Origin of the sequence: Citrobacter sp. A316, assembly GCF_002042945.1 — a bacterium.
Lineage (GTDB): Bacteria > Pseudomonadota > Gammaproteobacteria > Enterobacterales > Enterobacteriaceae > Citrobacter > Citrobacter portucalensis.
This window is the reverse complement of record NZ_MVFZ01000011.1, coordinates 26,789-38,537: the sequence shown is the minus strand read 5'-3', so window position 1 is coordinate 38,537 and position 11,749 is coordinate 26,789. Positions and strand designations below refer to the sequence as shown.

5 protein-coding genes and 3 tRNA genes are annotated in these 11,749 nt (G+C 54.5%); 4 read left to right on the top strand and 4 right to left on the bottom strand.

The annotated features are described in order from the left end of the window. Positions 1 to 88 precede the first annotated feature (88 nt). The 3 genes from ptrA to recD are packed head-to-tail and all read left to right on the top strand — an operon-like array spanning position 89 to position 8,341. On the top strand, positions 89 to 2,977 hold the full coding sequence (ptrA, locus tag BZK41_RS14550) for a pitrilysin (RefSeq protein WP_079938598.1): 2,889 nt from the start codon (positions 89 to 91) through the stop codon (positions 2,975 to 2,977). After that, positions 2,970 to 6,515 (top strand): exodeoxyribonuclease V subunit beta, encoded by a 3,546-nt coding sequence (gene recB, locus BZK41_RS14545; RefSeq protein WP_079938597.1) that lies wholly within the window; start codon positions 2,970 to 2,972, stop codon positions 6,513 to 6,515. The genes ptrA and recB overlap by 8 nt, the downstream gene beginning before the upstream one ends. Beyond that, complete coding sequence (gene recD, locus BZK41_RS14540; RefSeq protein ID WP_079938596.1) at positions 6,512 to 8,341, top strand: exodeoxyribonuclease V subunit alpha; 1,830 nt, start codon at positions 6,512 to 6,514, stop codon at positions 8,339 to 8,341. Before recB ends, recD begins: the two co-directional genes overlap by 4 nt. A 44-nt stretch (positions 8,342 to 8,385) precedes the next feature. On the opposite strand, the gene argA is transcribed toward recD, so the two are convergent. Further along, entirely contained in the window at positions 8,386 to 9,717 is a 1,332-nt protein-coding gene (gene argA, locus BZK41_RS14535) for an amino-acid N-acetyltransferase (RefSeq protein ID WP_003034012.1), read from the bottom strand. Between the two features lie 234 nt (positions 9,718 to 9,951). Between argA and amiC the strand changes: the two genes are divergently transcribed. Continuing rightward, on the top strand, positions 9,952 to 11,205 hold the full coding sequence (amiC, locus tag BZK41_RS14530; RefSeq protein WP_048215635.1) for an N-acetylmuramoyl-L-alanine amidase AmiC: 1,254 nt from the start codon (positions 9,952 to 9,954) through the stop codon (positions 11,203 to 11,205). A 75-nt stretch (positions 11,206 to 11,280) separates the two neighbouring features. Here amiC and BZK41_RS14525 read toward each other — a convergent pair. From BZK41_RS14525 to BZK41_RS14515, 3 genes are all read right to left on the bottom strand, one after another. Further along, positions 11,281 to 11,357, bottom strand: a tRNA-Met gene (locus BZK41_RS14525). 45 nt (positions 11,358 to 11,402) lie between these two features. Continuing rightward, positions 11,403 to 11,479: transfer RNA gene (locus BZK41_RS14520), tRNA-Met, on the bottom strand. Positions 11,480 to 11,527: 48 nt separating this feature from the next. Further along, a tRNA-Met gene (locus tag BZK41_RS14515) sits at positions 11,528 to 11,604 on the bottom strand. Positions 11,605 to 11,749: the final 145 nt, after the last annotated feature.

Sequence of the window (11,749 nt, the reverse complement as noted above, 5' to 3'; positions counted from 1 at the left end):
TTCAGCACATAGTCTTGCCCTGTTCAGATCATGTATTTATGCGTGGTTTGTAGTGAGCAGGTGAATACGTTAATGATGAGGTTTGTGAATGCCCCGCAGCACCTGGTTCAGCGCATTACTGTTGTTCGTCGCCCTTTGGGTTCCCGTAAGTCAGGCAGATACCGGTTGGCAGCCTTTAGCTGAAACCATCCGTAAAAGTGATAAAGACACCCGTCAGTATCAGGCTGTGCGCCTTGATAACGGCATGGTTGTGCTGCTGGTATCCGATCCTCAGGCCGTGAAATCCCTTTCTGCACTGGTAGTCCCTGTGGGCTCGCTGGAAGATCCGGACGATCATCAGGGGCTGGCGCACTATCTGGAACACATGTGTCTGATGGGGTCGAAAAAATACCCACAGCCGGACAGCCTGGCTGAATTCCTGAAAATGCACGGCGGTAGCCACAATGCCAGCACTGCGCCTTATCGTACGGCCTTCTATCTTGAAGTCGAAAACGACGCGCTGGTGGGGGCGGTGGATCGCCTGGCGGATGCTATTGCCGATCCATTACTGGATAAAAAATATGCCGACCGCGAGCGTAACGCGGTTAACTCCGAGCTGACGCTGGCGCGTACCCGAGACGGGATGCGTATGGCGCAGGTGAGCGCTGAGACTATCAACCCGGCGCACCCTGGCTCGCGTTTTTCTGGCGGGAATCTTGAGACATTAAGCGACAAACCGGGCAACCCGGTGCTGCAGGCATTACAAAAATTTCATGAAAAGTACTACTCTGCGAACCTGATGAAGGCGGTGGTTTATAGCAATAAACCGCTGCCTGAGCTGGCGCGGATAGCGGCTGACACCTTTGGGCGCGTACCGAACAGAAATATCGCAAAGCCTGAGATTACCGTACCGGTCGTCACTGACGCACAAAAGGGCATCATCATCCACTATGTTCCGGCAATGCCGCGTAAAGTATTGCGTGTCGAGTTTCGTATTGATAACAACAGCGCGCAGTTCCGCAGTAAAACCGATGAACTGGTGACCTACCTGATTGGCAATCGTAGCCCGGGCACGTTGTCTGACTGGCTGCAAAAGCAGGGTCTGGTTGAAGGTATTCGTGCGGACTCCGATCCGGTGGTCAACGGGAACAGTGGCGTGTTAGCCATTTCCGCGACGTTAACCGACAAGGGGCTGGCGAACCGCGATGAAGTTGTCGCGGCAATCTTTAGCTACCTCAATTTGTTACGCGAGAAAGGCGTCGATAAACGCTATTTTGACGAGCTGGCTCACGTGCTGGATCTCGATTTCCGTTATCCCTCCATCACCCGTGATATGGACTACGTGGAATGGCTGGCTGATACCATGATCCGCGTTCCTGTCGAACATACGCTGGACGCAGTGAATATTGCCGACCAGTACGATGCGAAAGCCGTTGAGCAACGTCTGGCAATGATGACGCCGCAGAATGCGCGTATCTGGTATATCAGCGCGAAAGAGCCGCATAATAAAACCGCTTATTTTGTCGATGCGCCTTACCAGGTGGATAAAATAAGCGATAAAATCTTTGCCGACTGGCAGCAAAAAGCGCAGGGCATTGCGCTGTCGTTACCGGAGTTGAACCCCTATATTCCGGATGATTTCACGCTGATTAAAACGGATAAAAAATACGCTCACCCGGAGCTGATTGTTGATGAGCCGGATTTACGCGTGGTGTATGCCCCGAGCCAGTATTTTGCCAGTGAGCCGAAGGCTGACGTCAGCGTGATCCTGCGTAACCCGAAAGCCATGGACAGCGCCCGCAACCAGGTCTTATTCGCTCTTAACGATTACCTGGCGGGGATTGCGCTCGATCAGTTAAGTAACCAGGCATCGGTAGGTGGAATTGGTTTCTCTACCAACGCTAACAATGGCTTGATGCTTAACGCTAACGGTTACACCCAACGTCTGCCGCAGCTTTTTCAGGCGCTGCTGAGCGGCTATTTCAGCTACACCTCAACGGATGAACAACTGGAACAGGCGAAATCCTGGTATGCCCAGATGATGGATTCCGCAGAGAAGGGGAAGGCCTACGATCAGGCGATTATGCCGGTGCAGATGCTTTCTCAGGTGCCGTACTTCTCACGTGATGAGCGTCGTCAGCTGCTGCCTTCCATCACCCTGAAAGAGGTGATGACCTACCGCGACGCCTTAAAAACCGGTGCGCGACCTGAATTCCTGGTCATTGGCAATATGAGCGAAGCTCAGACGACGAGCATGGCGCGGGATATCCAAAAACAGCTTGGTGCGAACGGGTCACAATGGTGTCGCAACAAAGATGTGGTTGTGGACAAGAAGCAGTCCGTCATCTTTGAAAAAGCAGGCAGCAGTACGGATTCAGCGCTGGCGGCGGTATTTGTGCCAACCGGATACGATGAATACGCCAGTTCAGCCTACAGCGCTATGTTAGGTCAGATTGTTCAGCCGTGGTTCTACAATCAGCTGCGTACTGAAGAACAGTTAGGCTACGCCGTATTTGCTTTCCCGATGAGCGTTGGCCGTCAGTGGGGAATGGGGTTCCTGCTGCAAAGCAGTGATAAGCAGCCGTCTTACCTCTGGGAGCGTTATAAAGCGTTCTTCCCGACGGCGGAAGCGAAGCTGCGGGCGATGAAACCTGAAGAGTTCGCGCAAATTCAGCAGGCGATTATTGCGCAAATGCTGCAGGCGCCGCAAACGCTGGGGGCAGAAGCCTCACAGTTAAGCAAAGATTTTGATCGCGGCAATATGCGCTTCGATTCACGTGATAAAATAGTGGCTCAGATTAAACTGCTGACGCCGCAAAAACTTGCCGACTTCTTCCATCAGGCGGTGGTTGAGCCGCAAGGCATGGCGATATTGTCACAGGTTTCCGGTAGTCAGAATGGGAAAGCAGAATATGTGCACCCGGAAGGCTGGAAAGTGTGGCAGACCGTCAGCGCGTTGCAGCAAACCTTACCCCTGATGAGTGATAAGAATGAATGATGCCGCTGAGTCCCTTGATCCACTGCGCTTGCCCCTGACGGGCGAGCGTCTGATTGAAGCCTCTGCGGGCACCGGTAAAACCTTTACCATCGCCGCCCTGTATTTACGTTTACTGCTTGGACTGGGCGGCTCTGCCGCCTTTCCTCGTCCTCTGACCGTCGAAGAACTGCTGGTGGTCACCTTCACCGAGGCGGCTACCGAAGAGTTGCGCGGTCGAATTCGTAGCAATATTCATGAACTGCGAATTGCCTGCCTGCGCGAAACCACCGACAACCCGCTATATGCCCGTTTGTTAGATGAAATTGCCGATAAAAAACAGGCCGCTCAGTGGCTGCTATTGGCTGAAAGGCAGATGGATGAAGCGGCGGTGTTTACCATCCACGGCTTTTGTCAGCGTATGCTCAGTCTCAACGCCTTTGAGTCAGGCATGCTGTTCGAACAGCAGCTGATAGAAGATGAATCGCTGCTGCGCTATCAGGCCTGCGCTGATTTCTGGCGTCGGCACTGCTACCCGCTGCCCCGCGACATTGCGCAGGTGGTTTTTGAAACGTGGAAAGGACCGCAGGCGCTGCTGAGAGATATCGATCGCTATCTGCAGGGGGAAGCGCCGGTTATCAAGGCCCCACCGTCTGATGACGAAACGCTGGCCTCCCGGCATGAACAAATTCTCGCACGCATTAACCAGATCAAGCAGCAATGGCGTGATTCTGTTGATGAGCTGGATGGCCTGATGGAAGCCTCCGGAATTGATCGGCGCAAATTTAATCGCGGTAATCAGGGTAAGTGGATCGAAAAGATCAGCGCCTGGGCGCAGGAAGAAACCCAAAGTTATCAGCTTCCTGACGCTCTGGAGAAATTCTCACAGCGTTTTCTGGAAGAGCGAACCAAAGCGGGCGGGATAACTCCTCAGCACCCACTGTTTGTCGCTATTGATGAACTGCTTAGCGAACCGTTAACTCTCCGCGATCTGGTGATCACCCGGGCGCTGGCGGAGATCCGTGCGGCAGTTGCCGAGGAAAAACGTCGCCGCGGCGAGCTGGGTTTTGACGATATGCTCAGCCGTCTGGATGCCGCATTGCGCAGTGAAAGCGGCGATGCGCTGGCGACGGCTATTCGTACCCGTTTTCCGGTCGCCATGATTGATGAATTCCAGGATACCGATCCGCAGCAGTACCGTATTTTTCGTCGGATCTGGCAGCATCAGCCGGATACCGCACTGCTGCTGATTGGCGATCCGAAACAGGCGATTTACGCGTTTCGCGGCGCGGATATCTTCACCTATATGAAGGCGCGCAGCGAAGTCAGCGCACACTATACGCTCGATACCAACTGGCGTTCGGCCCCCGGCATGGTCAATAGCGTGAATACGCTTTTCAGCCAGATGGACGACGCCTTTATGTTCCGCGAGATTCCCTTCAGTCCAGTGAAATCCGCAGAAAAAAACCAGCCGTTACGGTTTGTTTTGCACGGTGAAACGCAGCCAGCTATGAGTATGTGGCTGATGGAAGGAGAAAGTTGCGGCGTAGGCGATTATCAGAGCTACATGGCGCAGGTGTGCGCCACGCAAATTCGCGACTGGCTTAAGGCCGGGCATTCTGGCGCTGCGCAACTGGTCAGTGGTAAAACGTCCAGTCCGGTACGCGCGTCGGACATTAGCGTATTGGTTCGTAGCCGCCAGGAGGCGGCGCTGGTCCGTGATGCACTGACGCAACTGGCCATTCCCTCTGTCTACCTCTCCAACCGTGACAGCGTATTTGAAACGCTGGAAGCACAGGAGTTGCTGTGGGTGCTGCAGGCGGTGATGACGCCGGAGCGTGAGAACACGCTGCGTAGCGCGCTGGCGACCTCAATGATGGGGTTGAATGCGCGGGATCTTGAAGCGTTAAATAACGACGAAAATGCCTGGGATGCGGTGGTCGAAGAGTTCGACGGTTATCGTCAGATCTGGCATAAACGCGGCGTGATGCCGATGCTGCGTGCGCTGATGACAGCTCGCCAGATTGCGGAGAACCTGCTGGCGACGGCGGGAGGCGAACGTCGACTGACCGACATTTTACATATCAGCGAACTGTTGCAGGAAGCGGGCTCGCAGCTGGAAAGCGAGCATGCGCTGGTGCGCTGGTTGTCCCAGCATATTCTTGAACCCGACAGCAACGCGTCCAGCCAGCAGCTCAGGCTGGAAAGCGACAAGCATCTGGTCAAAATCGTCACTATCCATAAATCGAAAGGGCTGGAATATCCGCTGGTCTGGCTGCCGTTTATCACCAATTTCCGCGTCCAGGATCAGGCTTTCTATCACGATCGCAGCTCTTTTGAAGCGGTGCTGGATCTCAGCGATGCCGAGGAGAGCGTTGAGCTTGCCGAAGCAGAGCGTCTGGCGGAAGACCTGCGTTTGCTGTATGTCGCGCTAACCCGTTCGGTATGGCACTGCAGCCTTGGCGTTGCGCCGTTGGTACGACGTCGGGGCGATAAAAAAGGGGATACCGATGTGCATCAGAGCGCCCTTGGTCGCCTGTTGCAAAAAGGCGAGCCGATGGATGCCGTGGGTCTGCGTAGCGCGATTGAAGCGCTTTGCAGCAACGATATTGCTTGCCAGACTCCCGCACAGCCTGACGGTGAACCCTGGCAGGTTGCGCAGGCTGTTAGCAGCGAACTGAGTGCGAAAATACTGCAGCGTAAGCCCGGCGATAGCTGGCGCGTGACCAGTTATTCCGGTCTGCAACAGCGTGGACAGGGTATCGCGCAGGATCTGATCCCTCGACTGGATATCGATGCCGCAGGCGTCGGTGAGGTTATTGAAGAATCAGGACTTACACCGCATCAGTTCCCGCGTGGCGCTTCGCCGGGTACGTTCTTGCATAGCCTGTTTGAAGATCTCGATTTTACTAAATCGGTGGATCCGCGCTGGGTCGAGGAGCAACTGGCGTTGGGTGGTTATGACGCGCACTGGACGCCGGTTTTGACCGAATGGCTGGACGCCATTTTGCGAGCACCTCTCAACGAGACGGGCGTGAGTTTGAGCCAGCTTTCCGCGCGTGAAAAACAGGTGGAGATGGAGTTTTATCTGCCGATTTCGCAGCCGTTGATGGCCAACCAACTTGATGCGTTAATTCGCCAATACGATCCGCTCTCGGCGGGGTGCCCTGCGTTGGACTTTATGCAGGTGCGCGGCATGCTGAAAGGCTTTATTGACCTGGTATTCCGCCACCAGGGACGTTATTACCTGCTCGATTACAAATCGAACTGGCTGGGTGAAGACAGCTCAGCCTATACGCAGCAGGCGATGGCCTCTGCCATGCAGGCGCATCGCTATGACCTTCAATACCAACTTTATACCCTGGCGCTGCATCGCTACTTACGCCATCGCATTGCTGATTATGATTATGAACGCCATTTTGGCGGCGTTATCTATCTCTTCCTGCGCGGCGTTGACAGTGAAAATCCGCAGCAGGGAATTTACGCGACCCGACCTGACGGAGAGTTGATTGCGTTGATGGACGAGATGTTTGCCGGTGCGGTGCAGGAGACGATGTTATGACAATCCAGAAACGATTTCTGGAGGCTGTTGAGCAAAAACAACTCCGGCCTCTGGATGCCCAGTTCGCGCTGGCGGTTGCCGGAAGTGACAACCCAGCCGTTGCGCTGGCAGCGGCGTTGCTCAGTCGTGAAGCGGGAGAAGGGCACGTCTGCTTACCGCTTTCACGGTTATCCCTGAGTGAAGACGCGCACCCTCTGTTAAGCGCCTGGCTTGCTGAAGCGGGCGAGCCTGAAGACTGGGCGGAATGTCTGTTGGCTTCCAGTGCGGTAAGTCGTGGCGAGCAACCTACGCCGCTGGTGCTGTACGGCGATCGCCTGTATCTGAACCGGATGTGGCATAACGAACGTACGGTAGCTCGCTTTTTTAGTGAAGTGAACCACGCCATTGAAGTGGATGAACAACGGCTGACCCACACGCTGGCATCGCTGTTCCCATCCTCTGAAGGGGTTAACTGGCAAAAAGTGGCCGCTGCTGTCGCGCTGACCCGCCGGATATCGGTGATCTCCGGCGGACCGGGGACGGGAAAAACGACAACGGTCGCAAGGCTGCTGGCGGCGTTGATTCAAATGGCAGACGGTGAGCGCTGCCGTATTCGTCTGGCTGCGCCAACGGGAAAAGCGGCTGCGCGCCTGACCGCCTCATTGGGAGCGGCGCTACGAGAGCTACCGCTAACCGACGAGCAAAAGAAACGCATCCCCGATGACGCCAGTACACTGCATCGATTATTAGGCGCTCAGCCTGGCAGTCAGCGTCTGCGTCACCACGCGGGAAACCCGCTGCATCTGGATGTGCTGGTGGTGGATGAAGCCTCGATGATCGATTTGCCTATGATGTCGCGCCTTATTGATGCGCTGCCGCCGCACGGACGGGTGATTTTTCTGGGCGATCGCGACCAGCTCGCTTCCGTCGAAGCGGGGGCGGTGCTGGGGGATATCTGTGCTTTCGTCGGTGACGGGTTTACCCCGGAACGCGCCCGCCAGCTCAGTCGCCTGACCGGAAGCGCTATTCCTGCCGGTTCGGGAAATCAGGCGGCTGCTCTGCGCGACAGTCTGTGCCTGCTGCAAAAGAGCTACCGTTTCGGCAGCGATTCCGGAATCGGCCAGTTGGCCGCTGCGATTAATTGCGGCGATAAATCTGCGATAAAAACGATTTTCCAGCAGGGATTTAGCGACATCGAAAAACGCACGCTACACAGCAGCGAGGATTACGCCGCGATGCTGGATGAGGCGCTGGCGGGTTATGGGCATTACCTGGATTTGCTGCGCGAGGGCGCAGAGCCGGGAGCTGTCATTCAGGCCTTCAATGAGTATCAACTGCTATGCGCCCTGCGGGAAGGTCCGTTTGGCGTTAGTGGTTTGAATGAACGCATTGAGCAGGTGATGGCGCAAAAACGTAAAATACATCGTTCGACGCATAGCCGCTGGTATGAGGGAAGGCCGGTGATGATCGCGCGCAATGACAGTTCGCTGGGATTATTTAACGGTGATATCGGCATTGCCCTCGACCGTGGACAGGGCCTGAGGGTGTGGTTTGCGCTGCCGGATGGTTCTATCAAATCAGTGCAGCCCAGCCGCTTGCCTGAACATGAAACCACCTGGGCGATGACGGTGCACAAATCGCAGGGATCTGAGTTTGACCACGCGGCGTTGATTTTACCCAGCCAGCATTCACCCGTGGTTACCCGCGAGCTGGTCTATACGGCCGTTACCCGCGCGCGTCGTCGTCTGTCGCTGTACGCCGATGAGCGGATATTGAGCCGCGCCATTGCCACCCGCACCGAACGTCGCAGCGGACTGTCAGCATTATTTAATGACGGCATGATATAGATGTAGGCCGGATAAGGCAGTTATGCCGCATCCGGCAACCACTCCTATGCCAAATCCGCCATCAGTACTTTTGACCGCCGCTGATAGTTATACATCTCTTTCTTGCTTTCCGGCAGCAGGTCGATATCCACCGGCGTGAAGCCGCGCTCCTGGAACCAGTGGATGCTGCGTGTGGTTAACACAAACAGCTTGCTCAACCCCATTTGCCGGGCCTGCGCGGCGATCCGTTCCAGCAACACTTCCCCGCGCGACGAGCTACGGTAGTCCGGATGCACTGCTACGCACGCCATTTCGCCAATTCTCTCTTCCGGGAAAGGGTACAGAGCGGCACAGGCGATGGTCAGGTTATCACGTTGAATAATCGTGAATTTGTCGATCTCCATTTCCAACTGCTCGCGCGAGCGGCGGACCAGAATACCTTGCTGTTCCAGCGGGCGGATAAGCTCCAGAATCCCGCCGATATCGTTAATGGTAGCGCGACGGATCTGCTCGGCGCTTTCCATCACGATCTGCGTACCGATCCCGTCGCGGGAGAACAGTTCTTGCAGCAATGCACCATCTTCCTGATAGCTGATCAGATGGCAGCGGCGTACGCCACTGCGACAGGCTTTCACTGCTCCGCGCAGGAAGCGCACCGTGCCGGAGCTGTAATCGCCTTTCTCTTCCTGCAACTCAACGCGAGCCTGAGCTTCGTTAGGAAACAGCTCGGAAATAATATCGCCGTCATCGTTGGTGACACCCTGAGACGAGCAGAAGCCGATCATTTTCTCTGCCTTTAGTTTGATAGCCAACTGCGTGGCGACCTCTTCTGACGTCAGATTAAAGCTCTCACCGGTGACGGAAACGGCGACCGGGCCCATCAGCACAATCGCGCCGCTATCTAACTGGCGGTGAATGGCATCTTCATCGATGCGACGAATACGTCCGCTATGGCAGTAATCTACGCCGTCATCAACGCCCAGCGGCTGGGAGATAATAAAATTGCCACTGACCACATTGATGTGTGCACCCTGCAATGGCGTATTATTCAGGCTCATCGACAAGCGGGCGGTAATATCAAGCTGAAGTAATCCCGCAGCCTGTTTGACCAGCTCCAGCGTTTTAGCGTCGGTAACGCGCGTATTTTTGTGGTACACCGGCTCATGATGATGCGCCGCAAGATTGGCATCAATCTGCGGTCGTGCGCCATAGACCACAACCAGGCGGATGCCGAGGCTATGAAGAAGACCAATGTCATTGACGATACTGGAAAAGTTTTCATGCTCGATGGCTTCGCCGCCCAGCATAATGACAAACGTTTTTCCCCGATGGGTATTGATATAGGGAACAGAATGGCGGAATCCCTGTACCAGTTCGGTTCTACGCTCCTTCACCACGGCACACCCTCATTGCATGATTATTCGTAATTTGTGTATTTTTATTCTGTTTTTGCGCTATGCGCAAGCGTAATTTTTACCCATGCCGAAGATTTTTCTCAGTAATGCCGTGAATATAAAAAGAATGTTTACCCTTTTATTGATGACAGATTATGCGTCATTCGCTAAAGTTTCCGGTCAATTCGGACGTTTTACGTATTACCTCTAAAAAGATTTCTTTTGCTCGGGAGAAGCATGTCGGGATCCAATTCAGCAATCAGTCGCCGCCGTTTATTGAAAGGTGCGGGTGCTATGTGGCTTTTGAGCGTCAGCCAGGTGGGTCTGGCGGCCGTGAGTCAGGTCGTTGCCGTACGTATCTGGCCTGCGTCCAGCTACACTCGCGTCACGGTAGAATCTAACCGTCTGCTGAAATACAAACAGTTTGCCCTGAGTAATCCTGAGCGTGTGGTTGTGGATATTGAAGACGTTAATTTGAACTCGGTGCTCAAGGGCATTGGGACGCAGATTCGTCCTGACGATCCGTATATTAAGTCTGCGCGCGTTGGCCAGTTTGATCCAAAGACCGTGCGGATGGTGTTCGAGCTGAAACAGAATGTGAAGCCGCAACTTTTCGCGCTGGCTCCGGTGGCAGGCTTTAAAGAACGTCTGGTGATGGATCTCTATCCCGCGAATGCCCAGGACGTTCAGGACCCGCTGCTGGCATTGCTGGAAGATTACAACAAGGGCGATCTGGATAAACAGGTGCCACCTGCACAAAGCGGCCCACAGCCGGGTAAAGCGGGGCGCGATCGTCCCATTGTCATTATGCTGGATCCGGGCCACGGCGGAGAAGACTCCGGTGCGGTGGGGAAATACAAGACGCGTGAAAAAGATGTGGTACTGCAGATTGCCCGCCGCCTGCGAGCCCTCATAGAGAAAGAGGGCAACATGAAGGTCTTTATGACACGAAATGAAGATATCTTCATTCCGCTTAAAGTCCGCGTGGCGAAAGCGCAGAAGCAGCGTGCTGACCTGTTTGTCTCTATTCACGCCGATGCCTTTACCAGTCGACAACCCAGCGGTTCGTCGGTGTTTGCGCTCTCGACCAAAGGCGCGACCAGTACCGCCGCGAAATATCTGGCGCAGACCCAGAACGCCTCGGATCTCATTGGTGGCGTCAGTAAGAGCGGTGACCGCTACGTCGACCACACCATGTTCGATATGGTGCAGTCGCTGACCATCGCCGACAGCCTGAAGTTTGGTAAAGCGGTATTGAGTAAGCTTGGTAAAATCAACAATCTGCATAAGAACCAGGTTGAACAGGCCGGGTTTGCGGTACTAAAAGCGCCGGATATCCCGTCCATTCTGGTCGAAACGGCATTTATCAGTAACGTTGAGGAAGAGCGCAAACTCAAAACGGCGACCTTCCAGCAGGAAGTTGCAGAGTCGATTCTGGCAGGGATTAAAGCCTACTTTGCCGATGGGGCAACGCTGGCGAGAAGGGGATAACAAAAAAGCGCTGAAAAGCGCTTTTTTTACGGACTGCAGATACAAAAAAAACACCCGTCAGGGTGTTCATAATATTGGTTGCGGGGGCCGGATTTGAACCGACGACCTTCGGGTTATGAGCCCGACGAGCTACCAGGCTGCTCCACCCCGCGTCCGTCTTTTTGCTTCGTTGCAAAAATTTCACATCAGATTTTAATTGGTTGCGGGGGCCGGATTTGAACCGACGACCTTCGGGTTATGAGCCCGACGAGCTACCAGGCTGCTCCACCCCGCGTCCGTCATTACTCTTCCATCGAGTAACGTTACTGCTTCTGATTTTAATTGGTTGCGGGGGCCAGATTTGAACTGACGACCTTCGGGTTATGAGCCCGACGAGCTACCAGGCTGCTCCACCCCGCGTCCGTGGATGCGCACTATACTCTGCTCGCATTTTCATGCAACCCTTTTTTCACCTTGATCACGTTTTTAGGGTGAAAATGAACAAAAACAACGCATTCTGGATTATTTTTTGCTCAAAATTTGCGTTCGGGTATGTATACGCATT